General features: G+C 54.8%; 19 protein-coding genes. 12 read left to right on the forward strand and 7 right to left on the reverse strand.

The genetic code is table 11. The annotated features are described in order from the left end of the window. Window positions 1-40 precede the first annotated feature (40 nt). From VNX88_09930 to VNX88_09970, 9 genes are all read left to right on the forward strand, one after another. Window positions 41-925 carry an SCO family protein gene (locus VNX88_09930; protein ID HWY68974.1) on the forward strand — a complete coding sequence of 295 codons (885 nt, stop codon included), beginning with the start codon at window positions 41-43 and terminating at the stop codon, window positions 923-925. Window positions 926-928: 3 nt separating this feature from the next. Next, window positions 929-2,113, forward strand: coding sequence for a cytochrome c oxidase subunit II (coxB, locus tag VNX88_09935; GenBank protein HWY68975.1), 1,185 nt, complete (start codon window positions 929-931; stop codon window positions 2,111-2,113). Beyond that, on the forward strand, window positions 2,114-3,757 hold the full coding sequence (ctaD, locus tag VNX88_09940) for a cytochrome c oxidase subunit I (protein ID HWY68976.1): 1,644 nt from the start codon (window positions 2,114-2,116) through the stop codon (window positions 3,755-3,757). Next, complete coding sequence (locus tag VNX88_09945; protein ID HWY68977.1) at window positions 3,747-4,472, forward strand: cytochrome c oxidase subunit 3 family protein; 726 nt, start codon at window positions 3,747-3,749, stop codon at window positions 4,470-4,472. Before ctaD ends, VNX88_09945 begins: the two co-directional genes overlap by 11 nt. 77 nt (window positions 4,473-4,549) lie before the next feature. Beyond that, window positions 4,550-4,846 (forward strand): cytochrome C oxidase subunit IV family protein, encoded by a 297-nt coding sequence (locus tag VNX88_09950; protein ID HWY68978.1) that lies wholly within the window; start codon window positions 4,550-4,552, stop codon window positions 4,844-4,846. Window positions 4,847-5,493: 647 nt separating this feature from the next. Continuing rightward, entirely contained in the window at window positions 5,494-8,880 is a 3,387-nt protein-coding gene (locus VNX88_09955) for a carboxypeptidase regulatory-like domain-containing protein (protein ID HWY68979.1), read from the forward strand. 630 nt (window positions 8,881-9,510) lie between these two features. Beyond that, window positions 9,511-12,828, forward strand: coding sequence for a carboxypeptidase regulatory-like domain-containing protein (locus VNX88_09960; GenBank protein HWY68980.1), 3,318 nt, complete (start codon window positions 9,511-9,513; stop codon window positions 12,826-12,828). A 543-nt stretch (window positions 12,829-13,371) separates the two neighbouring features. Next, window positions 13,372-14,325 carry an FAD:protein FMN transferase gene (locus tag VNX88_09965; GenBank protein ID HWY68981.1) on the forward strand — a complete coding sequence of 318 codons (954 nt, stop codon included), beginning with the start codon at window positions 13,372-13,374 and terminating at the stop codon, window positions 14,323-14,325. Continuing rightward, window positions 14,322-15,542, forward strand: a complete 1,221-nt coding sequence (locus VNX88_09970) for a Gfo/Idh/MocA family oxidoreductase (GenBank protein HWY68982.1) — start codon at window positions 14,322-14,324, stop codon at window positions 15,540-15,542. The genes VNX88_09965 and VNX88_09970 overlap by 4 nt, the downstream gene beginning before the upstream one ends. A 40-nt stretch (window positions 15,543-15,582) precedes the next feature. On the opposite strand, the gene VNX88_09975 is transcribed toward VNX88_09970, so the two are convergent. Genes VNX88_09975 through VNX88_09990 form a run of 4 tightly spaced genes read right to left on the reverse strand, consistent with a single transcriptional unit; the run spans window position 15,583 to window position 19,450 of the window. Next, window positions 15,583-16,146, reverse strand: a complete 564-nt coding sequence (locus VNX88_09975; protein HWY68983.1) for a sigma-70 family RNA polymerase sigma factor — start codon at window positions 16,144-16,146, stop codon at window positions 15,583-15,585. A gap of 7 nt (window positions 16,147-16,153) precedes the next feature. Next, window positions 16,154-17,041: a PP2C family protein-serine/threonine phosphatase gene (locus tag VNX88_09980; GenBank protein ID HWY68984.1), complete on the reverse strand. Its 888-nt coding sequence runs from the start codon at window positions 17,039-17,041 to the stop codon at window positions 16,154-16,156. Between the two features lie 22 nt (window positions 17,042-17,063). Next, window positions 17,064-17,744 (reverse strand): response regulator transcription factor, encoded by a 681-nt coding sequence (locus tag VNX88_09985; protein ID HWY68985.1) that lies wholly within the window; start codon window positions 17,742-17,744, stop codon window positions 17,064-17,066. Next, window positions 17,741-19,450, reverse strand: a complete 1,710-nt coding sequence (locus VNX88_09990) for a HAMP domain-containing sensor histidine kinase (GenBank protein HWY68986.1) — start codon at window positions 19,448-19,450, stop codon at window positions 17,741-17,743. Before VNX88_09990 ends, VNX88_09985 begins: the two co-directional genes overlap by 4 nt. Window positions 19,451-19,897: 447 nt before the next feature. Here VNX88_09990 and VNX88_09995 point away from each other — a divergent pair, with 447 nt between their 5' ends. Beyond that, window positions 19,898-21,187 (forward strand): GRP family sugar transporter, encoded by a 1,290-nt coding sequence (locus VNX88_09995; GenBank protein HWY68987.1) that lies wholly within the window; start codon window positions 19,898-19,900, stop codon window positions 21,185-21,187. 386 nt (window positions 21,188-21,573) lie between these two features. On the opposite strand, the gene VNX88_10000 is transcribed toward VNX88_09995, so the two are convergent. Together VNX88_10000 and VNX88_10005 are read right to left on the reverse strand one after the other, a co-directional pair. Beyond that, entirely contained in the window at window positions 21,574-23,067 is a 1,494-nt protein-coding gene (locus VNX88_10000) for a CehA/McbA family metallohydrolase (GenBank protein ID HWY68988.1), read from the reverse strand. Between the two features lie 261 nt (window positions 23,068-23,328). After that, the gene (locus VNX88_10005; protein ID HWY68989.1) at window positions 23,329-23,514 is read right to left on the reverse strand and encodes a hypothetical protein; all 186 of its coding nucleotides are present in this window, start codon (window positions 23,512-23,514) and stop codon (window positions 23,329-23,331) included. Between the two features lie 297 nt (window positions 23,515-23,811). Here VNX88_10005 and VNX88_10010 point away from each other — a divergent pair, with 297 nt between their 5' ends. Both VNX88_10010 and VNX88_10015 read left to right on the forward strand, forming a co-directional pair. After that, a complete protein-coding gene (locus VNX88_10010; protein HWY68990.1) occupies window positions 23,812-25,101 on the forward strand; it encodes a hypothetical protein in 1,290 nt (429 codons plus the stop codon). Window positions 25,102-25,346: 245 nt separating this feature from the next. Next, window positions 25,347-25,889, forward strand: coding sequence for a DinB family protein (locus VNX88_10015; GenBank protein ID HWY68991.1), 543 nt, complete (start codon window positions 25,347-25,349; stop codon window positions 25,887-25,889). 424 nt (window positions 25,890-26,313) lie between these two features. Here VNX88_10015 and VNX88_10020 read toward each other — a convergent pair. Next, on the reverse strand, window positions 26,314-26,574 hold a 261-nt coding region (locus VNX88_10020; protein ID HWY68992.1), incomplete at its 5' end, for a hypothetical protein.

Consider the following 26,574-nt stretch of genomic DNA (forward strand, 5'->3'; position numbering starts at 1 on the left):
GATACAGAAGGGAAGTGTAGTCGTGAGTTGTACAGAAATAATGAGAAGAATCGCTAACGCGCTCGCATTGGCCGGACTGTCGTTGACGCTGGCATTGCCGCTGTGTGCGCAGGACGCGCGAGCCGGCGGTGCGGGCCTGCAGCCATCGAACGATGGCTCGACCAGCAATCAGCGCCCCCCGATTCTTCAACAGGTTGGTATCGATCAGCACTTGAATGAGCAGCTTCCTCTGAAGCTGCATTTTCGCGATGAAGCGGGAAAAGATGTCACCCTTGGCGATTACTTCAACAAGCGTCCGGTGATTTTGTCGCTCGTGTACTACCGCTGCCCGATGCTTTGCGGCGAGGTTCTGAACGGTTTGACTAGTTCGCTGAACGTTGTGAAGTTCGATATGGGACGCGATTTCGACGTGGTGAGCGTAAGCATCGATCCGCGCGAGACTCCCGACGTTGCCGCGAAGATCAAGGAAGTGTATCTGCGGCGATACAGCCGGAACTCAGTGACATCGCAGCAAGGATGGCATTTTCTAACCGGGAATCAAGATCAGATCGATCAGCTGGCTAAGGCCGTGGGCTTCCGCTATGTGTACGATCCGCGCATCGATCAGTACGCCCATGCCAGTGGGATTCAAGTAGCCACACCGGACGGACGGCTCTCGCAGTATTACTACGGCATCGAGTACTCACCGAAGGACTTGCGACTTGGCCTGATTGAGGCCTCAAAGAACCATATTGGGACAGTTGTAGACAAGCTGATCCTGTATTGCTATCACTACGATCCCACGACCGGCCATTACGGCGCGATCGCCATAAGGATTCTACGAATCAGCGGAATTGTGACCGTGCTGTTGCTCGGAGGATTCATCATTACTATGGCCAGGCGCGATGTGCGCGCGGGAAGACAAAACACAGGACGGACTGCCTAGATCATGCTTCCCCAGTACTTTCCGCTGTTCCCAGAATCGGCGTCGACGATGTCCACCCGAGTGGACGCGCTCTACTTCTTTATTCTGGGCATCACCATCTTCTTCACCATGCTGGTGGGGCTGCTGATCCTGGTGTTCGCCACCAAGTACCGGAAAGAGAAGCATCCGGTACCGGTGCAAATTCACGGCTCCATTCCACTGGAGATTTTCTGGACGCTCGTGCCGCTCGGTATCGCCATGGTGATCTTTGCCTGGGGAGCCGTTCTCTTCTTTCAGGAGATGCATCCACCAAAGTCGGCGATGGATATCTACGGCGTCGGCAAGCAGTGGATGTGGAAGTTCCAGCACCCGGGTGGACAGCGCGAGATCAACAACCTGCACGTCCCCGTCGGCAAGGCGGTACGGATGACGCTCATCTCTCAGGATGTGCTGCATTCCTTCTACGTGCCTGCATTCCGCGCACAGATGGACGTGATTCCTGGCCGTTACACCACCGTCTGGTTTGAGGCGACGAAGCCCGGCACCTATCATCTATTTTGTAATCAATACTGCGGCACGAAACACTCCGGCATGGTGGGAGAAGTAACGGCCATGTCGCCGGACGACTATCAGGAATGGCTTCGTGGGGCGGGCGCCTTCGGATCGCTCGCGACGGAAGGACAAAAGGTATTTGCCTCGATGGGATGTCCTACCTGCCACACGGGTGCCGACAACGCACGCGGCCCGAACCTCTACAATCTTTACGGAAGGATGGTTCGCACGGAAGACAATCGCACGGTGCTGGCCGATGAGGGATACATTCGTGAATCGATCCTGAATCCGAGCTCGAAGATCGTATACGGCTTTCAAAACATCATGCCGACGTTCCAGGGTCAGCTCAATGAAGATGAGATGATCCAGATCATCGAGTACATCAAATCACTGACTTATAACGGACAACTACTACAATTGCAGACCAATACCCAGCAGGAACCGCCGGTGAACCTTAATAAGATTCAGCAGGGCGTCGACGTGACCAAGCCGGGTACAAACCAGAATCCGGCGCCGCGCACCAGCGCAGTGCCGGTGACAGAGGAAGCCGCACCTGCGCCGCCGAGTACGCCTCCTGCCAAACAGAACGCGCCAAAGCAGCCCAGAGGCGCCGCGCCACAGGCAAGGCCTAATGGATCACAAGTGGAGCAACGATAGATGAGCACGGCAACGCAGAATTCGCTCGCGCTCGAAATGCCAAGCGATACCTATTTAAATTCCAGCTATGGCGTGAAGTCATGGTTCCTCACGGGGGACCACAAGCGCATTGCAGTGATGTACATTGTGTCCATCAGCCTGATGTTCCTTCTGGGCGGAATTTTTGCCACGCTGGTGCGTCTCGAGTTGCTGACTCCGCAGGGAGACCTGTTCCAGTCCGATACCTACAACAAACTGTTCACCATGCACGGCGTGGTGATGGTCTTTGGTTTCCTGGTTCCGTCGATTCCGGTCACGCTCGGCAACTTCCTGATCCCGATCATGGTTGGCGCGCGCGATCTGGCCTTCCCCAAAATTAACCTGGCAAGCTGGTACATCTACATCATCGGCATGGCGTTCATGCTGGCCGCGATCATCAGCGGCGGCGTCGATACTGGCTGGACCTTCTACACCCCTCTCAGCACGCAGTACCTCACGACTCATGTTATGTTTACGGCGATCGGTATTCTCATCGCCGGATTCTCGTCGATCTTTACCGGCCTGAACTTCATCGTCACCGTGCACCGCATGCGTGCTCCGGGCATGACCTGGTTCCGGCTGCCGCTCTTCGTGTGGGCGAACTACGCGGCCAGCATCATCATGGTGCTGGGAACGCCGGTGCTCGCTATCACGCTGATTCTCGTGGCGCTCGAACGTGGATTGGGCATCGGCATCTTCAATCCGGCGATGGGCGGCGATCCGGTGCTCTTCCAGCACTTGTTCTGGTTCTACTCGCACCCGGCGGTTTACATCATGATCCTCCCGGGATTCGGAGTGATCAGCGAGATCATCCCGTGTTTTGCCCGCAAGCGCATCTTTGGCTATAGCGCCATCGCTTTTTCGAGTATCGCGATCGCCGTATTCGGATTCCTGGTTTGGGCACATCACATGTTCATCGCGGGAATCTCCACGTACTCCGCGCTGATCTTTTCGTTCGTCACCTTCCTGGTTGCGATTCCGTCGGCGATCAAAGTCTTTAACTGGACAGCGACGCTATACAAAGGATCGATTCACTTCGATACGCCGATGCTGTATGCGCTAGCGTTCATCGGGCTATTTACTATTGGCGGGCTTACGGGATTGTTCCTCGGTGCGATCGGGGTTGACGTGCATGTAACGGCGACTTACTTCGTTGTGGCGCACTTCCACTACGTGATGGTGGGAGGCATGCTCGTGGCGTATCTGGCCGGCATGCACTTCTGGTGGCCCAAGATGACCGGCAGGATGTATCCGGAAGCTCCGGCCAAGCTCTCAGCGTTGATCGTCTTCATCGGGTTTAACCTAACGTTCTTCCCACAGTTTATTTTGGGATACATGGGCATGCCGCGCCGGTATCACAGCTATCCACCGGAGTTCCAGGTGCTGAATGTGCTTTCTTCGGCCGGCGCGTCCGTGCTTGCAGTTGGCCTGCTGATGCCGATGTTCTACATGCTGTGGTCGCTCAAGTACGGTGAGGTTGCGGGCAACAATCCTTATCGCGCAACTGGCCTGGAGTGGCAGACTACCTCGCCTCCCCCGACGCATAACTTCCATGAGACACCTATCGTCACTCAGGAAGCCTACGATTACGAAAGCCAGACTGAGGAGGTCGAAGTTGTCGGATAGCCAGACCACGACGCTCCAGCCGGCGCATCAGCACCACGATCCGTCCCTGCTGGTGCAGTTCGATAGCGCTGACCAGCAGAAGGACGCTTCCCAATTCGGGATGTGGGTATTCCTCATCACTGAAATCATGTTCTTCGGTGGACTGTTCGGCGCTTACCTCATCTATCGTAATCTTTACAATCCGGCATTCGTGGCCGCGAGTACGTCGATCGACATCAGGCTTGGAGCCGTCAACACTGTAGTGCTGATCTGTTCCAGCTTGACGATGGCGATGGGTGTTCACAGCGCAGCTTTAGGTGCACGCAAGCTGTTGGTTTTCTGGCTGGTGGCGACGTTAGTGCTTGGCGGCGTGTTTCTCGGAATCAAGGCGGTCGAGTACCACGAAAAGTATGTCGAGCACCATATTCCTGGCGCAAACTTCGATTTCAACTACGAGCGTGTGAAAAACGGCGAACAACCTGTTCCCGCCGACGTAGCCACACAGACATCGATCTTTTTTGCTCTCTATTTCGCGATGACCGGCATGCACGCGATGCACATGATCATTGGCGCCGGCATCCTCATATTCCTGATCTGGCGAGCGTATAAGGGAGCTTATCCACCGCATCACTATACGATGGTCGAAAACTTCGGCCTGTATTGGCACTTCGTGGACATCATCTGGATTTTCCTGTTCCCGTTGTTGTACCTGGTCAGTCGAAGTCCGGTGCATTGAGCGTTACGTGAAGCAAGTGCTTAAGGGGTGAGTTGCTTAAGGAAGTAAATTCGGCAGGAGCTATTGAGGTAAGAGGAATGTCGGCTGGCGGAGACCACATCGTTTCACCCAAGATCTACGTAACCATTTGGCTGATTCTGCTCGCCTTTACCGGAATCACAGTTTGGGCAGCCTTCCAGCACTTCGGAATCTTTAACCCGATCGTCGCCCTGGCGATTGCCTGCACAAAAGCCACGTTGGTGATCCTCTTCTTTATGCACGTAAAGTACTCGCCCAAGATGATCGCCCTGGTGATCGGCTGCGGTCTCTTCTTTCTATCCATCCTGATGGTGCTCACCTGCGCGGATTACATCAGCCGAGCGTGGGCGACTTAGACCCGACGCCAGGGACTCGCGAGCGGAATAACACATAACAGCAAAAAATATAGGGAACTTTCCAGTTCTAGGTCGCAGAATTGCCAAATTCTGCCCAAAATTCCCGGCGAGGCGCAGGGAACCAACAGGGAACCCAGGGATTTTTCTCGATAACCCAATATCAATCAGCGCCTTGCCGTCTTTTTTGGCGGCAGGCGTGGAAACGAAACAGGGACCACTCACGGATTTCGTCTGTGAGTTCGGCATTTCGGAGTCCCGCGACCGCACCTATGCGCGACTCTTAAAACCGAGAATTGCATTTTTCCTCAATCCCTATTAATAAGCGTTTCAACCCTTGCTAATCGTGCTAAGTAATCCAATATAGGCGTTTAATCCCCTATGCAATTTCATATGTTGCCCCCGCAATAGATGCAGAGTTCTGTAGGGAATCAACTTTTCCACAGTGTAAGTTACTGAATCCTAATCATCTCGTTTGGTCCCGCATATGCTCTTTCCATACCTGTTATCCGTTGCTATATCCCAGCGTTGGTGAAAATCCAACTGTCTTCTTTGTCCGACGTTAGCTCCGCTGTTCGACGTCAACCCGCTCGGTCGCCCTAGAAGACCTGGGTAGAAGTTCCAACAAATTTCAAGCTCTGGAGGGGACTGTGAAAGCTTTGCATAGAACAGCTCTTGTCACGTTTTGCGTTTTGCTGCTGTCGTTTACAGCGTATGGCCAGTTCACCGGCGGTGACCTCGTTGGGTCGGTGGTCGACAGTTCCGGCGCAGTGGTTCCGGGCGCCACAGTTACAGCAACCAACCAAGCCACCAACGTAAAGTCAACGACCACAACCAACAACAGCGGCGAATATCGCTTGAGTAATCTTCTCGCCGGAAACTACACCGTAAGCGCTACCGGTAAGGGATTCGAGACCACGACCGTGAGAGATCTGCTTGTCTCACTGAACCAGACCACCACCGTGCGAATCCCCCTGAAAGTCGGTCAGGTTGAGACCACTGTGGAAGTCACTGCCGAATCGGTCGGGATCGACACGACCACGGCTCAGCTTGCGACAACCTACGATATGAAAGAAGCTGCCGACTTGCCGACTGCAGCAGTCGGAAGCGGTGTGCTGAACCTCTCGCTGCTCCAGGCTGGAGTTGGCACTAGTGGAGGCATCGGCGCGGGTTCGGGTCCGTCGGTCGGCGGACAGCGTCCACGCAATAACAACTTCATGATTGAAGGTGTCGATAACAACGACAAGGGCGTCACCGGCCCAGACATCATCATTCCAAACGACGCGGTGCAGAACTTCACCGTGCTTCAGAACCAATTCAGCCCTGAGTTCGGACACTCCACGGGCGGCCAGTTCAATCAGAGCGTGATCAGCGGAACGAATACTTGGCACGGTCGCGCGTATGAGTACCTGCAGAATCGCAACCTGAACGCCCTTGATGTCTCACGCAAGCTGCAGGGAATCACCAAGCAACCACGCTATGACAACAACCGCTTTGGCGGGCAGGTCGGCGGTCCGATCATTAAGAATAAGCTGTTCTTCTTCACGAACTACACCTATAACCCCATCGGGCAGGCAACCACTCCATCGGCGGGCGTGTTGGCTCCAACAGCGGCGGGATACACGCAGCTGGCGGCGATCAGTGGTCTATCCGCTAATAACCTCGGTATCCTGAAGCAGTACGCCACAGGAGGCGGATCGACTCAGAACGTTAACGTGCAAGGCCCGAATTGTCCTGCCGCCGGCTGTCCGGTGCAGGTTGGAATTGTGCCCATCGTTGCTCCCAACTACAGCAACACGAAGTATTTTGTCAGTTCAGTCGACTACAACATTGGTAATAACGATCAGCTGCGCGGCCGCTACATCTATAACAAGAACGTCCAGATTGACACTGCCGCTACGCTGCCGGTGTTCTATACACCGATTGAGACCCCCGGCCACATCTTCACTCTGAGCGAGTTCCACACATTTTCACCGAGCATCACCAACGAGTTTCGTGTGGGCTTCAGCCGCTATGGCAACGCCCTTACAGTGGGTCCACAAACGTATCCGGGCCTCGACGCATTTCCGAACATTCAACTTGAAGATCTGAATCTGAATATAGGTCCTGACGGGAACGCGCCGCAGTTCGGCTTTAAGAACTTCTATCAGGCAGTCGACAACGTGAGCTGGGTGAAGGGCAATCACACTCTGAAGTTCGGTATTGACACTGCCCAGTATATTTCGCCGCAGCAATTCACGCAGCGTGCGCGTGGCGATTACGACTACAGCACCATGGATCAGTGGCTGCGAGATGTGGTGCCGGATGTGTTGGCAGAGCGCAGCCTTGGCAATTCCAATTACTACGGCAATCAGTACTGGATCTTCGGCTTCGCAAACGACATATGGAAAGTTCGTTCGAACCTCAGCCTCAACCTCGGCCTGCGCTGGGAATATTTGTCGACGCCCCAAGGCTGGGCTAAGCAGGCTCTGAATACTTCTGCGAATGTTCCGGGACTCATTACCTTTGACGCTCCGTCGGCGCCCAAGACTGACTTCGCGCCGAGAATCGGATTTGCCTGGTCGCCTGAAACGAACGGTGGACTGTTAGGGATGCTGCTCGGTTCCAGCAACTCGAGCTCTATCCGAGGCGGTTTCGGAATGGGCTATGACGTTCTGTACGACAACATCGGCGTTCTTTCACTTCCCCCGCAGCTTAGCCAAACCAGTGATTGTCCTGGTGGCCCAGGTTGCGGACCTAATACGGGATTTCTCGCGGCCGGTGGCATTAAGCCGTTCACTGGAACTCCGGTGCTGACGAAGGACTTCTGCACGAACGTTATCGGCGTGCCGGTTCCAGATGACGCCCACTGCGCACGACTGCTGACGGCCTCGTTTCTGCCGAACGGTACTCCGGCGACTGTGAAGTATCCGCAATCGTTCCAGTACAACCTGGGCATTCAGCGAATGTTCGCTCGAAACTACGTGGTCGAGGTGAGATACGTAGGAACGCAAGGCGCCCACCTGAACGTGCAGAATCGTCTCAACAAAATCGCGTCGGTGGATTCCACTCATTTCCTGCCGTACTTCACTAGTGCGCCCAGTCAAGCGACACTCGACTCTTTGAGCACTACATTGACAGGCCTGCGTAACCGCTTCACTGGACCCTTTGGCGGTGTAGGGTTCGATCCCGTGTACGCTAACCCAGGATTCACCTTGTCCAACATCGTTGGCTTTGTACCGTTCGGGCACTCCAGTTACAACGGTCTGCAGACGCAGATTACTCGTCGCCTGAGCGAAGGCCTGCAGTTCCAGGTAGCTTGGACCTGGAGCCACGCGATCGACAACAGCACAGCCGACTTCTTCTCCACCGTGCTGTCGCCTCGTCGTCCGCAGGACTTCCGCAATCTCCAGGCGGAGCGCTCAAACTCCGCGCTTGACCGCGCGCATCGCCTGACCATCGCAATGATCTATGACATGCCGTACTTCAAACATTCCAACTGGCTCATGAAGAACCTGGTTGGCAATTGGGAAGTGGCTCCGGTGTACACGTTCGAGACTGGCGAATGGGCTGATCCCCAGAGCCAGCAGGACGCTAACCTGAACGGCGATGCCGCCGGCGATCGCGTAATCTTCAATCCGAGCGGCGTTCCCGGAACAGGAAGCGACGTGACGGCCCTGAAGAATTCTTCAGGTGCAACCGTCGGCTATCTTGTCACCAATCCGAACGCGCAGTTTTACAAGGCGCGTCAGGGCATGCTTGCCAACTCGACCCGCAACATCATGCAGATGCCTGGGATCAACAACCTCGATCTGGCGTTGATCAAACGGTTCAACTTCACCGAGCGGATTTCATTCGAGTTCGCCGCGCAAATGCTGAACTCGTTGAATCATTCCCAGTTCATCGGCGGATCGATCAACGATATTCAATCTATCGGACAAACCGGCTCGGCTTCGACGACCTACCTGGTTCCGGGATCGTCGAACTTCAACAAGCCGGAATTGACGTTCCCGAGCAACTCCCGTTCGATTCAGTTGGGAGCGAAGGTCATCTTCTAGGCAATCGCAACTTCTTATTACTTCTAAGGAGGGCGCGTTTCGCGCCCTCCTAATTTTCTTTGACAAACAACAGTGAGTGTCTGGGTGGTCGCGCAGCCCCAGGAAAGCGCTGGCCCTGTCAATTTGCTCAGGCCAGCTTTGCGCGACCCACAGTTGAACTTGGAAAAGGGGCAATCTGCTAATCCAGTTTCCCCACTCATGTTGGACTTCCCGCTGCCCCGATCCCGTGGCGCGTTATCCGTAGCTTGTCCCTTAATTCCCACGTTTTATACCTTGGTATATGTTCCCAATTCGGCATCTCTCTGTCCCCAGCTTACCTGCTGAAATTTACTAACACTAGAAATGCTTTTGGTCCCGATGTGGGAAACTCAACCGATCGCTTTCGCGTTTTGTCCCTGTAAATAAGCTCTTAATCCCATTGCAAAATACGGAATTCCATAGCCGATTGTTCCGTAAATGCAGACTTTGGTATCTCTGTTTCCGACATTCGTCCCTAACCGATTGACCCGAAATCGGATTTCATGAATGCAGGGGATGGAACGCAGCGTGCGTCTGATACAAAGTTCCAAAAATGAGATAGGCGGCCGAAGGCCAGCCCGAACTTTCAACGATCATACGAAGGGGTGTGCTGTGAAGCTAGTAAAGTTCGTATCGTACGGAGCGGCAATCGTTCTGTTGCTCGCAAGTCTTGGATTTTCCCAGGCGATCAGCGGTGATTTGGTGGGGACGGTGACTGATGCCACCGGGGCAGTAGTTCCCAATGCGACAGTTACGGCAACTAATTCCGCAACCAGTATTAAGAGCACTGGCAGAACCAACGCCAATGGTGAGTATCGGTTTACAAATTTGCCCATTGGCAACTACACCATCGATGTGGAGGCAACCGGCCTGAAGGGCGGCCTGGCAAATGTTGCAGTTCAATTGAACAAAACGGCGACTGCCAACGTCACTCTGCAGGTCGGTACTAGCACTACGACGGTCGAAGTAACTGCACAAAGCACGACGATCGATACAACGACGCCACAAATCCAGTCAAACTATGAAATTAAGCAGACGCAGGACCTCCCTACGGCTGCTATTGGCGTTGGAGTGATTAATCTTTCACTGCTTAATCCAGGAGTTGCTAATTCAGGAGGAATCGGACTTGGAGTGGGGCCGACGGTCGGCGGGCAGCGGCCCCGCAACAACAATTTCACGATCGAAGGCGTGGACAATAACAACAAGGCGATTACGGGACCGCTTGTCTTCATTCCCAACGATGCGGTGCAGAACTTTTCTGTGCTGCAAAACCAGTACAGTCCGGAGTTCGGACACTCGTCTGGTGGTCAGTTCAATACGGTAATCCAAAATGGAACCAATAGCTTCCATGGACGTGTATATGAATACTTCCAGAATCGAAATTTGAATGCTATTGATGCCGCTACCGCTCGAAATGGGAACAAGGAAAACCCACGTTATGATCAGAACCGTGTGGGGGGCCAGGTCGGCGGCCCGATCATTCGCGACAAACTCTTCTTCTTCACTAATTACGAATACAATCCCGTCGCCTACGGGATATCTTCACAGGTGTGCGCCCCCACAGCGGCCGGGAATGCAACGTTGAACGGTATTGCGGGGCTCTCGAAAACCAACTTGCAGCAGTTCCAGAAGTATGTTCCGGCGGGCACGATTCCTGATACGGCAGGGGTCGCGTGCGCAGGACCTACTGAACCTATTACGAATGCCGGAGCTCCTGGTGGAACGACGAATATTCCGGTCGCGCTGGTGCCAATTACCGGCAGCACCTTCACCAATCAGCACTACTCGACCAACGCCGTAGATTTCAATATTTCCGACAGGGATCAGCTCCGCGGGCGCTACATCTACAACAAGGTTAACGGCCTGGACTCATCTGCCTCCTTACCGGTATTTTTCAACATCGAGCCGCAGCGTTTTCACTTGGTTACGTTGAGTGAGTACCACAATTTCACACCGAACATAAACAATGAGTTCCGAATTGGGTACAATCGATTTTCACAGTTCATTAATGTACCGACGCAGTTCCAATATCCGGGTCTGGATCAATTTCCGAATATTACGATTGACAGTTTCAATGTAAACATCGGTCCCGATCCGAATGGCCCACAAAGTACCGTTCAGAACATGTATCAGGCAGTAGAAAACCTGAGCTGGACCAAGGGCAATCACAACCTCAAATTCGGCTTGGAAGGCCGAAAATTCATTTCGCCTCAATCCTTCACGCAGAGGCAGCGTGGCGATTACTTCTACACAGGGCTCGATGTGTTTCTACATGACTTGAGTCCGGACGACTTCGGTGAGCGAAGCACTGGCAACTTCTTCTACTACGGAGATCAAAGCGCAATTTACGCTTACGGTAACGATGTCTACCGCGTGACTCCAAATCTTTCCGTGAATCTCGGATTGCGGTGGGAGTTTACGTCGGTTCCAACCGGCGAGCGTACGCAGGCCCTGAATTCTGCTGCCAGTGTTCCTGGGCTGATTGATTTCAAGGAACCACAGCCGCAATACAAGAATTTTGCTCCCCGCGTTGGTTTCGCCTATTCACCCGGAAGTAGCGGCAATACGTCGGTTCGTGGCGGCTTTGGAATGTCGTATGACGTGCTTTATGACAATCTTGGTACCCTGTCCTTCCCCCCGCAGTTCAGCGGCACGCAGGATGTAGACACGAGCGTCTCCACGCCGAACTTCCTGGCCACGGGAGGCCTGCCACCAGGAACAGGCGGACTGCAGACTTTTCCAACTGTGGCTGCACAGCGGGCAGCAACTGCGGCTTTTGTTCCCGATCAGAAACTGCCCTATTCAGAGCAGTGGACTCTCGGTGTTCAGCATGTCCTGGCAAAGTCATACACCGTGGAAGCGCGATATCTGGGAACCCGCGGTATCCATCTTCCCGTACAGGATCGCCTCAATCGCCAATCCGTTGTTGGACTGGACAATTTTCTCCCAACCTTCCTGAATCCGTCATCAGTTCCGTCGCAGGCTGTTCTAAATTCGATGAAGACTCTGGATCAAGTAAAAGCGTTCCGGCCTAGCCGCGTGCCAGCTTATTCAGCAGCGGGATTCAGCAGCAATATCACTTCTTTCCAACCGTTTGGGAGCTCGATCTACCATGGATTGGCCACGTCTGTTGTAAAACGCTTTGAGCGTGGTCTATATCTCAACCTCTCCTATACATGGAGTCATCTGATTGATGACAGCACGGCCGATGTGTTTTCTACTGTATTGACTCCTCGTCGTCCGCAGGATAACCAGCATGTCGGATTCGATCGGAGCACTTCTGCTTTGGATCGCCGAAATCGTCTGACGATCAGCGCAATCTACGACCTGCCATTCTTTAAGCAATCCAATTGGGTGATGAAGAATTTGGTTGGCAATTGGGAGATCGCACCGATCTACACATTTGAGTCACCTGAGTTTGCGACCGTCCAGAGTGCCTCGGACTCAAATCTCGATGGTGATACTTTCACTGACCGGGTGATCTTCAATCCAAGCGCAAAGTCTGCGACGGGCACCGGTGTTACTGCTTTGAAGAACTCCTCTGGTGCCGTTGTCGGCTATGTAGCGAACGATCCTAACGCTCGCTACGTCGTTGCGGGCAGCGGAGCTCTCGCAAATACAAGCCGGAATACACTTTCGTTGCCGCGGACCAATAACTGGGACCTGACCTTGGTGAAACGTTTGAACTTTACCGAGAGACTTGGCTTCGAGTTTATGGCCCAGGCGTTCAATGTGTTCAATCACTCGCAATACATTCCCGGAAGCATCAATCAGGCGAACTCAGTCAGTCTGATCGGAAGGCCTCTGGATTTCACTACCACAACCACACGCAACTTCCTCACTCCCGATTCATCAACCTTCAATCAACCGAACTTGGTTTTCCCCAATAATGCCCGCACAATACAGCTTGCGGCGAAGGTCACCTTCTAGTGAACTAATCAGCTTCAAACTGGTCTCAATTTCGGGAGCCGTAAGGCTCCCGTTTTTTTTTTGCCCAGGGACTCAAGAACTCGAGGCTTTTTTCTTGCAACGTTCAAGTTGTGCCGCGTTTCGCGGCACAAGGTGAATTGAGCCCGACGGAAGCTGCCGGGAAAGAGCCAGTAAAATTGAGCCCCTTTGAGGGGCGGCGCATAACCTGGAGTGTCGCCCCTACAGGGCTCGAATCAGATTGCTCGTTCCCGGCACCAAGTGCCGAGCTCACATCGCATCGTGCCGCGAGACGCGGCACGAGGTTGAGGGCGAGGTCAAAAAAAGGCTATTCGCTCCGGCACCGCCGCGGAAACTCGGACGACTATTGTGAGTGGATGCTCGCAGGCTCTCAGGCTATGTCTTGTAGTCTTGTAATCAAGGATGCTATCTCGTTCCACTCTTCGAAACCGCACTTTCTTCCTGACATTTCTGTGCTTTGCTTTGGGTCAGCCTGGCATTAGCCAATCCGCCGAGGAGCAGCTGTTTTCGAAGTCGCGCGGGGCGATGGGAACGACATTCACGATTTATCTGTACGCTCCCAATCAAGCAAAGGCAGACGAGGAGTTAGAAGCCTCCTTTGATGAGATTGAGCGAGTCGAGGAAGCGCTTAGCAACTATCGGGAAAGCAGTGAACTCTCACGAATCAATCGTCTCGCGGCAATCACCGCGACGACGACTGATCCGGAGGTGTTTAAGCTGCTGCAAACATCCTTTGACTACAGCCGGCGAAGCGACGGAGCATTCGACATCACTGTTGGCCCACTCATGCGGACGTGGGGCTTTTTCAAGCAGAGCGGTCATTACCCCACTAGCACGCAGCTCTCACATGCACGGTGGAGCGTTGGCTGGAATAAAGTGAAGCTCGATCCGGCGCAACGCACGGTCGAATTCGACGTTCCTGGAATGGAACTCGACATGGGCGGCATTGGTAAAGGTTATGCGGTTGATCGCGTGATCGATATCTTGCGCGATGCCGGAGTGAAGGCAGCGCTCGTCGATGCCGGTTCAAGTACGCTTTACGCTCTCGGTGCACCGCCGGGCAAAGAGGGATGGAAAGTGATAGTGCCGCGCCCGGCAGATCGTTTGCACGCGGTATCGGAAGTAGTTCTGCGGAATAATTCTCTTTCGACTTCAGGCAGCTATGAAAAGTTCTTTCGTCTGAATGGACGAACTTACTGTCACATCATGGATCCGCGGACCGGGGAACCCGTGCAAGGGACGCTGCAGACTACCGTGATTGCTCCTACCGGCACTGCGAGCGACGCACTATCTACCGCGATGTTTGTCATGGGTCCAACCGCAGGCGGGAAGTTGCTCGAATCAATGCCGAATACGAGCGCCATCTGGATCACGAATAACATCAACGAACCGCATTTCGAGCAGTGGCACTGGCCGGGGCGGCTTTGCCGAACAGCCGATCACTGCGTAACGGCAGGAGAGGGAAACGGGACACGATGAATCGAAGAGAATTCATGGGAGGTGCGGCGGCATTAGCTGCGTCGAGTTTTGCAGAGCAAAGCGCTGCGACGAAACTGCCGGCATCCGATCAGGTGAACTTGGCAATCATTGGTCCGGGCAGCCGCGGGCAACAACTGATGCGGACGTTCTTGCGAGTGCCTGGAGTGCGCTTCGGAGCGCTGTGCGACATTTATGAGCCGCGATGGGGTCAGGCACGCAAGATTACTGGCGAGAACACGCGGGCGTTGAAGGACTACCACGAACTGCTGACTGCGAAAGACATTGATGCCGTCATCGTCTCCACGCCTTTGTCGCTACACTCCGAGCACGTGACCGCCGCTCTAGACAGCGGTCATCATGTCTATGGCGAGAAGAGCATGGCCCTCACGGTGGAAGAGTGCGGCCAGATGCTGCAGGCAGTGAAGAAGAGCGGCCGGCATTACCAAATTGGGCTGCAATATCACTATGCTCCCTGGTACCGCGAAGCGATCCGGCTGATCAACTCAGGGAAGATCGGCCAAGTCACGCAGATTTATGCATATTGGCACCGCAACAATAGCTGGCGACGGCCTGTTCCTAACAATGATCCGAAGCTCGAACGGTTGATTAACTGGCGGCTGTATCGGGAGTTCTCCGGTGGCCTCGTTGCTGAACTTGGATCGCATCACATTAACTTCGCAAATGAGGTGTTCGGTGCCATTCCCGAATCGGTAGTTGGCAGCGGCGGAGTCGACTTCTGGAAAGACGGCCGCGAAACTGCGGACAACGTCCAAGTCACGTACCGTTACCCGGGTGGAAAGACTCTGTTTTTCAGCGCGATTACTACCAACCGATTTGTTGGCTGCCAGGTGCAGGTATGCGGTACCGGCGGAAGCATTGTTCTGACGGAGGCGGATGGCACCTACTACTACGAACCCAACACAGGTGCTTCAGCAGTACCAGAAGGGCTGGCAGTTGAACACGGAGTCGTGACCGGCGCAAGCTATCGCGCCGAGCTGCCTTATCGAGGCCAGGGGCGCCCGCTCACCGTTCCGGCTGGAACGCAGGGCAATCCAGACTTTCTGGCTTGCAATTCATTTATCGACAGCATTCGCAACAACCGACGTCCGAAGGCTGACGAGCAGGTTGCCTGGAATTGCGGTGTCACGGTCGCAATGGGCAACTACGCCATTGATCACGAGGCGCGTGTCAAATTTGCGGATCATGTACGCGTCTGAAGCGGCGGGACCACGTAAATCCGAGAGGGATGCAATACATTTAGTGCGTTGCATGTTCCTCTAGCTCGAGTCGCAACGCCAAGGTTGCGCGCACCAGGATGTTGCGTGCGGCTGCCTCGTCAATTCCCATAATGGCTGCGATCGTGTCGAGCTTCAATCCGAAATACTGCTTCAGCTCCAACACAAGTCGCTCTCGAGGCGATAGTTGCTCTAGTGCTCCTTGGAGTTGCGAGGCTTGGGTGACGTTATTTGGGACTCGTCTGCTTAAGAACTCCATGCAAGTGCGTACGACGATCCGATAGATCCATAAGTAAAAGGAGCATTGAAAGCGGTAATTGCGCAGCTCCCGGTACGTTTGCAGCAACGCTTGTTGAAATAAGTCGCGAGCCTCACGTTCCGAACCGGTCAACCTTAAGGCCAACGTCAAGATTGCGCGATCATAATGACTGGCCACTTCGGTGAAGGCTTCCCAGCGGCCTGCCTGTGCCTGCCGGACCAACACCGTGTCGTCGGTTACGTAGGAGAGGCTCGCAACACCAGGATGCGGGCCTGAAGCGGTACCGCCTGCTGTTCCTGTCCGAAATTTCGCCTCAAGTGATCGCATCACATGCTTACCTTGACGATGCTCCGGTTACGACTAGCAGAGTCAGATCGTCGGTTCGTTGGACTCCATGCGCGAAGTCCTGAGCTGCGGCAATGATCGAAAACAAAGCTTTGCCGGCAGACAAGTTGCGCGAGTGCTTCGCTTGAGCGAGCAATCGCTCGATGCCAAATTCCTCGTCGTCGCAATTTCGGCATTCAATTAGTCCGTCGGAATAGCCGATAAACAGGTCGGACGGGGCTAGCCGAATGCACTTCTGATCGAATTTGGAGGAAGGAATCACCCCGAGCGCCGGCCCACCGACTGAAAGGCGTTCTACTCCGCTGTGGCCCCGTCTGATGAACGGCGGGAAATGTCCGGCGTTGGAATATGTGAGTTCGTTCCGTTGCCAGTCAAGCGTGGCAAAGAACATAGTCGTGATCGGTACGCCCGAACCCACTGTGCACAGATTCTGATTGATGGCTGACACAATCGAGCCGGGGGCGTCAAGTGAAGCAGAACAGCTGCGGACCAGGCTCATCACGTGTGTGGACCACATGGCGGCGGTCAGCCCTTTGCCCGCAACGTCTCCCAACGCGATGACTGTGGAATCACCCTGATCGAATATGCAGACGAAGTCTCCAGAAAAATGCTGGACGGGAAAGATCTCTGTCGCGATTTCGAACTGTCCACGCTGTAGCCTGCGTGCTCCGCTAAGCCTGCGTTGCACTTGCTGCGCTTCGAAGACTTCTTTGTAGAGCGCGCTAACCTCGTCCAGATTTAGAGCGGAATTCCACTCCTGCGATTTCTGCGGGCGCCCAGAGGCGGGTGCGTTCGAGAGCGAACTCGCGTGCTCCAACCAGACTGCCGCATTTGTAGGATCACTCTTTGTGATTCGATGTGTTGCAGCGGAAGCCATTGCTTTCAACCCTCAACTTAGGTCAACCGACAAACCGATATCCCATTCCATGAACGGTGAGAAAGAAACGCGGTTGTTCCGGACTGGGTTCAAGTTTCTGACGCAAACGAACCAGATGTGCATCCACAGTTCGCGTCGTTGGATACCTCTCGTATCCCCAGACATCCTCGAGCAGGCGTTCACGACTCAGGACTTCGCCCGCATTGCAAATGAAATACTTCAAGAGCTCGAACTCCATTGCAGAGAATTCGATCTCGTTGCCGGCGCGGGTTATACGGCAAGCGCGAAGATCGACTTCCACATCGCTGAAGGAATATCGATCATGTTCTTTGGGCAGCGTGTGGCTGCGGCGAAGAACGGCCTTCACCCGCGCGACCAGCTCCCGAATCGAAAACGGCTTGGTTACGTAGTCGTCTGCTCCGAGTTCGAGGCCGACGACTTTGTCGATCTCCTGGCCGCGCGCCGTGAGCATAATGATGGGAATTGAAGGCCGCTTGGCTTTAAGTTGCTTGCAGACGTCGAGGCCGCTCATCTTCGGCATCATCACGTCGAGGAGTACCAGATCGGGAGAGTGAGCTAATGCTTTCTCGAGTCCTTCCGATCCGTCGTATGCGCTGAGAACTTCATACCCTTCAAACTCGAAGTTGTCGCGCAATCCTGCGACCATATTTGGTTCGTCTTCAACTATCAGTATTTTGGTCATGCCCCCACCGTATGTACCTGTTCGCTTGCAGTCCCTGCCGTCTGAGCAGGCTTGATTGCTGCCTGAAGCGGCAGAACGATCGAGAACTTGCTTCCTTTACCCGACGTGCTCTCGACCGAAACCTCTCCTCCGTGCGCCTGAACAATATGCCGCACTAGAGACAGTCCGAGACCGCTTCCCTTGTTCTCGTGGCAGAGCGGGTCGCACACTCGATAGAACTTGTCGAAGACTTTGTGTTGTTCCGCCCGGGGTATTCCGATTCCATGATCGACAACATCCAGCTTCACCGATCCATTGGATCGATAAAGACTAACGGCCAGGTACTTTTCCTGATTTGAATACTTGATCGCATTGTTTACGAGGTTCAGAAGCGAACGCGCGATCGCCTCGCGATCGACTCGCACAGGCGGCAACTCGTCAGTGATGTACTCCTCGTAGGTAAACCCATTCTGCTCGATCTGGTAACGGTAAGCATCGAGCGTGCTGCGCACCAGCGACGAGAGATCGGTGTCGCGAAACTCGTATTCCTTCTTGCCGGCTTCAATACGCGAGAAGTCGAGAATGTTATTGATGAGCGCAGTAAGCCGCTCGCTCTCCTTGCGGATTATTTTGTAGTACTCGAGCTGCTTCGTCTGTTCGGGTATGCGTCCCAACTCCAGAGTTTCAGCGTAGAGGCGAATCAGGGACAATGGCGTGCGCAGCTCGTGGGAGACATTCGAAACGATGTCAGATTTCAACTTCGCCAGTTCCATAGCCTTGTTCACGCTGCGATAAGTGAAATACAGTCCACTGAGAAGCAACAGCGAAATACTGCCGAGGATGATGTAGCTCGTCTTTAGGAAACGCTCCGAAATCGCCTGGATGGTTGTGCCCTGGTATTTGATGGCCAGTACCAGCTCGGGAAACGCGCCTTCAAGTTTGCGCTCGACTTCTGGTTCCCCACCGTCCCATGCCGGGGACGCGGCCAGGGACTCCCAATCTCTATATTGATGGAGCATGATCCCGATCTTTGGGTGGGAACTATCACGCCCAGCATCGGCTTCGGTATCTGCCATGATGGATTTCAGAGTGTCTGGAAAGAATTCACGCTGCAGATAAACAGAATCGAAACAGATGCCGCCTAGGGTGATGCGATCTTTACCCGCGGCATCGATGGGGAATACAACCACGTTTTGATACGGATGTTTCTCACCCTTCAAGGTCGGGTATGAGAAGGCGAAGTACGGTTTCTCGCCCTTAAGCTGCATCTTGCGGAGCTTCGTCAAGAACATCTCTGCCTCGATGTTGAACCAGATCTGCACTTCGTTCTGCAGCTTTGTGCCTTCCGGGTGCGTCTCGGGATCCTCCATCTTTCCGGATTGAGACCGAACCAGCGTTCCTGTCAGCTTGTCATAGATAAAGACGTGAGCAGCCCAAGGATTCTCAGCGAGGATTTTTTCGAGTTCCTGGCCTGCATTCGGCGCTCCAGGACAGGGGAATTTATGCCTCGCTCCATCCGCCATCTCGTAAGCGCGTTCTGTGAGCCGCTTTTCGGAGATCGCCAGCATCTGCTGAAAGTCGCGCTGGAAGGCGGCCTCGACCGCGCGGTCGCGTTGGATCGACTTGAGGTGCAGCACGCTGAATATCACAAGCGCCGCTGCTGGAAGAGCCACCAGCTCAAGCGTAAGTAGCATCCGAGTGCGTGCATTCCAAAACGGTTTCTTCATCGAAAAACCCCGTCAGCTTTCGTACGGTCCCTCAAGATCTGTCAAAAACATACTTGGATCAAGCGGACGACGTGCGAAATGGCTGTAAATGATGGTAAAAAACTTGTAAAAAGATGGTGCGTTCGCTGGGCCGCACTATATATCAATATCGAAAAATCGATATCGAAAGCGACAGCCGAGGCTTTTGATTCATCGAGTTGCGCGCCAACGCGGCTGTGATTGACATGATCGTGATTGATCCATACATTGGCGTGCTGTTCTTTTCGTGAAGGAGAACCATGCGTAGCGAAATGAGCGTTTTGGAGGTTGCAAAGGCAATTGTTACTGACATCCACTTCTTAGTGCCCGTCGTTGTCCTCTTAGTTGGAGTGGCTCTTCTGGTGAAACTGCATTGATCTCCATCATCTGCGTTCCCAGTACAGCGGAGCACGGGTTTACCTCAAACATATGAGCACAGCGACACAACCGCATACCTCTCAACGAATCGCATCGTTCCACAGCCTCGGCGTGATTTGCGGACTCGGAGCCGGTGTATGGCTCGGCGCGGCCGAGGCTCCGACAAAGCTCGTCAACTCTGGACTATCTCCGTTTGCTATTTCGTTGTGCATGGTTGCCGGAGTTTTCACCGCGCGATGGACCTTTCCTACACTGATCAAGGGCACTCGCTCTGTGGTTTCCGATCTGATGGAAAAGAAGCACTTGATCATCTGGGCTCTGGTCGCTGGCGCCTTGTGGGCAGTGGCGAACACGCTCACTGTGTTTGCGATTCGCGATGTTGGACTCGCTATCGCATTTCCGTTGTGGAACGCAAACTCCTTGATCGGGATATTTTGGGGATGGGCGTTGTTTGGAGAGTTGCGCGGCGCTGATCGCGGAACTATTGCGAAGGTTCTGCTGGGCGCGATCGCCATTGTGATTGCAGCAATTCTCCTCGGATTCAGCACGATCCAGGGCGGGATCACCACTCCCCATGCGGCGGTCCGCGGAATTATTGCTGCTGCGGGGGCTAGCTTGCTTTGGGGCACGATGTACGTGCCGTATCGCAAGGCTTACATCAGCGGCATGAATCCGCTCTCGTTTGTAACCGCATTCACGTTGGGTGAACTGGGGACCATGATTTCTCTGGTCCTCGCTCTGGATGGCGGAACTAATTCTCCGGTCTTCCATTCGCCCGAGGTAAGGCCCATGCTCTTCTGGTTGTTCCTGGGCGGATTCGTCTGGGTAATCGGCGACCTGCTCCAGCAATTCGCGGTGAAGTATCTCGGAATCGGCCGCGGTATCCCACTGTCGAACACGAACCAGCTTTGGGGTCTGGCCTGGGGTGCGTTGGTCTTTGGAGAACTGGCGCACGCGGATTTCACGCACAAGATCCTGGTCATTGCCGGCTCTGTCGTTATGGTGCTTGGGGCGTTGTCGATCAGTTCGGCTGTGGCTGGACAAGGCGAGCACTCTTCGACGAGCGAGGCGGTTCTAGCCGAGTGCAATCGCTACAAACTGAATTACGACAGAGTGCTAGCTGAATTCCGCGGGCAGGCCGAGGAGCGCCGGAAGGAGCGAGGCTGGTGGGACTACCTCATCATCGCTTCCGCGGTGGGTGTCTTTATCTGGCTTGGGATCCAGGCAGCGGTTCCTCCGATTTCCATGAATTTGTACTGGCTTAGCGTTCTCGTAGTCATTCTCGGAATTTCGCTGGTGGCTTGTGCGTGGACGCTTTGGCGGGCGACGAAGTTCTCCTAGTCTCCATTTTCCCTGCTCAGGGAAAATAGCAGGGAATTTTTCCCGTGAAAAAAATTTCTGATCGCGAGACCCGCATGAACACAGGCGATTTGCAACTGACCAGGGAATCAGCAGGGAAATAGCAGGGAATCTGTTTCGCTTGCACGGCCGGCTCGCCCCTTGTCTTCCAGATTTCCGATAAACGAGCACCGATTCTGTTTGACTACCCACAACTACCCTGGTACCACGAAAAGAAAGGAGGCACAAGGAGCATCTTCGCAGAAGTCGTGGCAGAGTCGCTCTCGGCTGTGGCCCCGCTCAAAGTCAAGAAGGGCGAGGCGCCAGGCCGCTATTACATCAAGCCCGCGCTGTCTGCAGGACCCGACTGTTTCTGCCGCCGGTACTGCTCAGTAGTTAACGTAAACGGGGTTTCCGAGCAATTCTAATTTTCCGGATTGGGATACAACGTCGGCGCGCAGCCAGTGCCGGTGGCCATCGCTGTGCCACTGTAAAGCCAGAGTCTGATCGGGCGACATGATTGCGGCCAACGGAATCGAAGCGTCTGGTTGGCCATCGACCAGGATGCGCAACTGCGAGCCCGTGCAGGCGAGCACGTGAGCCGACAGGCTGACGATCTCGCCGGAACCAGCGCGCAGCGTACCCCCCATTGTGACCCCGGCTCTCCCCGCCTGAGCGCTGAAGTCGAGCACACGATCTTTGGACGCGGTCAGGTCAACGAAGACGCGCCCTGAACGGATCCCCGCCAGGATCCCCGCCACCGACAACTCCGATGCATACACCACGGTTGTAGGACTCCCCACCGAACCAGGCTTGTCCAGGGGGAGTTCGGGGTTGTGATTATCGCTGCCACCAATCGCGGTGGGCCGGTAACCGGCGCTCACTTGCTGTTCCCAGAATGGAATTCCGGAATACGGACCCTCTTCCGCGCCCCCATTCACAGCTTCCACTGCGGCAATGAGGCTCATCTCTCCTGACTTCGGACGCCACCCACAGCCCATGCACGCCTCTCCAGTAGGCGCGCCAGGGTGGTTTATCGAGATGAGCGCACCGCGCTGACCATCGCGCACCAGGAGACTTCTCATATCGGGAACCGAGCTGGACCCAACACGAAAATCCACAAACTCAGTCTTTCCGTAGAGGTTGGCGTGTCCCTCAAAGGTGGTAATCTCCCGCCCGGGAATCAGCAACAAGCGATCGAAGTAGGGTTGCAACTCTCGGAGTGCGTCGAAGTGCGAGACCGTGTTGTGATCCGTAACCGCCACGAAGTCCAGCCCGCGAGCGGTTGCAGCCTGAAGCGTGACAAACACGGGACAAGGAACCTTGTTCCCATTCTGGCTCTTGCATTGAGCATCACTGTGTGCGGAGTGCATGTGCAGATCACCGCGATACCATCCTGCACTCGAGCGCAAGGGCGTCTCTGAGAATCCTTCCGGAGCCTTCTCCACTCCGGCCGGCTCGAAATAGATCTGGGCTTCATACGACGCCACGCTCTTCTGCCTGATGTTGGGCACGCCGATCCAGAGCTTCCACGTCCCCGGCAGCACTACTCCCGAAAGATACGACGGAGTGGCGTCGGTTGCGCTGATTGTGAACGAACTCTTGTTGCCTCCACTCCATCCGCGGAAACGCTGCGGATCCTGAATGCCGATATCGAGCGTCGTCCGCTCTTCTTTACCGGTGTAGTGAAACCGAACGGTGAGCCTCGCCGTGTTCGCAGGGACCTCGAACGGGGCTTCAATGTACGTGTTGTTCTGATCGCCTTTCACGGTGCCGCGCAACACCAGGTTCGGCTGTTGCGCAAACGCGGCTACCGTGATTAGGACAACAACGATCAGCAAGCGCGGAGTATTGGTGCGATAGGTTTCGATTTTGCGTTTCATCCAGAAGATCCGAGGGTGAATAGAGTTTCCATTATCCACGAGCAGGACGTCATTCCAGGTTTCGGGTCCTTCCGGTTCATGAGCGGCACCCGAGCGCCGAAAGGCGGGTGAGCTGGCTAATTGATTGCTGCGATTTCGAGGCAAACCTCTGGCACACCTTGGCGCTCGAATTGCTCGTCACGTGTAGTGACTTTCTGATGTAATTGTGTCAACTCCCATTAAGTCGAGACTGCCTTGTCCACACCGAATAGTCCTGCTGTTTCAACGGTGCTGAGTGATTGCGCCGATCAGCTTCATCAGATTGAGACATCCCTTGCAACGCTGGCGAAAAGCGCCGGCCGGCACAGTGGAATTGTTGCGCACGTTGCGTCCAGTGTTGGCACAGCTTTCTCCATAACCCGCTCTGCCTCCGCCGTGATCTGCTCCATAGAACTCCACAATCGGCATGTCGCTATCAGCAAAAAGGCAGCGCAAACGCCCTCAGGGCATGTCAGATGACCTCGACGGCAGCCGGATAGAGTCAAACTACTACGTGGCCTCCTCATCAAAGTGGCACGTGCAGTTACTTCTTGAAGGCCGTTTTCTGCAGTGAGGGATGTCCAATCGGATAAGCTTGGCTCTACCATCATGCGGAGCTGTCCACCTCTTGTGCCAATGCTCGGGCACGGCATGTGGGTTGCTCGTCTTAGGAGCGAGGACCCTTTCGTGGCTGGGGCGAGATTCCGGAGGGCAGGACTAGCGAGTGTGGCAGCGCTTCTCATCTTCGCTCTCCCGCCCGGTTTGCATTTCTCCGTCCTGGCGGGCTCATCTCCTCCCACCTTCTACAAGGATGTTCTGCCGATCCTGCAGCAGCATTGCCAGGTGTGTCATCGCGGAGGCGAGATTGCGCCGATGCCGCTGGTGACTTTTGCGCAGGCGCACGGCTACGCGGAAAAAATGAAGCGGATGACGAGCGCGAAGATGATGCCTCCGTGGTTCGCCGATCCGCGCTTTGGACATTTTTCCAACGACAACTCACTTAGGTCGGAACAGATTGCCACCATTGCGTCCTGGGCTGACGCTGGAGCGCCTTCCGGCAATGCAAACGACGCTCCGCCGATCCCGCACTGGACTCGCGGCTGGAACATTCCCGAACCGGAACTGGTGATCGGGATGCCGAAGCCGGTGGCGATTCCTGCGCATGGCAACGTCGAGTACACCTATGAGATCGTGGCAACGGGATTCACCGGAGACAAGTGGGTGCAAGCTTCCGAGATTCGTCCGACGAGCCGGGATCATGTGCATCATGCCGTGGTGTATATTCGTCCGCCCGGCTCGAAGTGGCTGCGCGATGCCCCGGTTGGACGCCCGTTCTCCGCGTCGGACATGACGTCCGGCGAGGATCTCCACCAGGCGTTATTTACCGACAGCGACATGCTGCTCGTCTATGCTCCCGGCAGCTCGCCAGATCAGTGGCCTAACGGAATGGCAAAATGCATTCCCGCCGGGTCGGACCTGGTCTTCCAGATGCACTACACAACAAACGGCCACGCTACAACCGATCAGACGAGCATCGCTATCGTTTTCGCGAAGCAACCGCCAAAGCAGCGCGTGCTTACTCTGCAGCTCACCAACCACAGCTTCGTGATTCCTCCCCAGGCCGACAACTTTCGTGTAGAGGTCTTCGGCACACTGCCGAACGATGCAACGCTGCTGAGCTTCTTCCCGCACATGCACCTTCGCGGCAAGCGCTTCGAATACGACATTGTGCATGCGGATGGGACGATGGAGACGCTGCTTCGCGTGAACTACCACTTTCATTGGCAGATGAGCTACAAGCTCGCTGAGCCCAGGTTCCTGAAAGCCGGTACCAAGCTGCAGGCAATCGCATGGTTCGACAACTCAAGGAACAATCCGCACAATCCCGATCCGGAACAAACGGTGCGCTGGGGCGGGCAAACGTACGAAGAGATGATGGTAGGATTCTTCGATCTGGCGATTCCGGCGAACGTCGATAAGTGGCAGTACTTTGTTCGCCACGATCAGACACAGTAGGCGCGTACTAAGACCCCTTCAGCGCCGAGAGCCCGGAGGCGAGACTGCCAAGAAGGCTGCATGTCAGCGAGAACAAGGTGCGCCACTCCCCTGAAGAAATTTGCTTTGAGCGCAAGATTCGGATAGCACGGAGTCAGTGGGTTGTAATATGGTCCTCCAGCCATAATAGGAGTTCTGGTCCTTCGACAGACCCGTCAGAACAAGGATTGAGTAAAAGGCTTCACACGTAAAAGAAGGAGTTAGCAATGACCACGGCACAGGCGGGACTCTGGGTTTCCGCTCCACAGGCTTATCGCGAGAAGATGTTCAACCTCTTGGCAGGCCGAGATCCTTTGGAGGTGCTGGCGCAGACGGCATCTACCTTGGCCGATATTGTGGGCAAGCATGCGGCGGCGGTTCTTCGCACTCGACCATTTGACGGGAAGTGGACGCCGAACGAGGTTGTCGGCCATCTCACGGATAGCGAATGGGTGTATGGGTATCGCCTCAGGCTGATTCTTTGCGAGGACGACCCTACTATTCTCGGCACCAAGCAGGATTTGTGGGTGGCCGCGCTACGGCACAATGAGCGTGAGCCGTCGGAGCTTGTCGAAATCTTTCGGACGATGCGCCAGTTCAATTTGGCAGTGTGGAGACGAACGTCACCGGAGGATTTGCAGCGCACAGGGCAACACAATGAGCGCGGCCCGGAGTCGCTGGGCGTGATGTTGCGACTGCTGGCCGGTCATGACCTTTCACACCTGAATCAGATCTCTCGTTATATTGAAGCCATTCAGCAGCGGGAGTAGCGCCTCGGCGCATGCACCCAGTTCCGAGTCGTCCGTTTCGAAAGGGAACGTGAAGGTTTTTTTGACAGCTTGTGTTCTTCCAGAACAAGAACGCCTCGCTGTTAGGTCGTGGAGGTCATCTGGTCTTTATAGGCCTTCTGCCCAGCAAGTGCTCACCCAGGAGCACTTGGGTGAGCACTTACGCACGCAGGTTTGAGGTAAAGGCGTCAACCAGACCTTATTTCCTGCGAGGGCACGTGACTCGACGATCAAGATACGCATGGTACAACAAAGTAAGGCTTTTCTGCATGGCCGATGCCTGTAGAAAGGGCCGAGTTGGCGATGATGCTTCCCGCTTGCGAGATTCTAATTTGAAGAAAGAGACCGGGTTTTTGCCCGGTCTCTTTCTGGGCTGGTACCCTCCCCCAGGTACTTCGCCAACTTACTACTGAAGCGGAGTGTCTGTGCTGGCGGCCGTTCCAGCAGGATTGAAGCGGATCACACCGCTCGCGTCTGCGTAGAAGTAGCGGTTGCCGGTTTGTCCTTGAGAAGCTGGATTGCCGTGCAGTGCGAAACTGATATTGGTGAAATTAGAGACAGCATCCGCTTGTGGCGTATACGCGAAGGTATATCCACTCTTCGGACTGCCTGTGGCAGCCCCGGCGAGAACCGCGTCAATTAGACAAGTTTGCGTCGAAGTCGGCAC

The sequence above is a fragment of the Terriglobales bacterium genome (assembly GCA_035567895.1).
GTDB lineage: Bacteria > Acidobacteriota > Terriglobia > Terriglobales > Acidobacteriaceae > Gp1-AA112.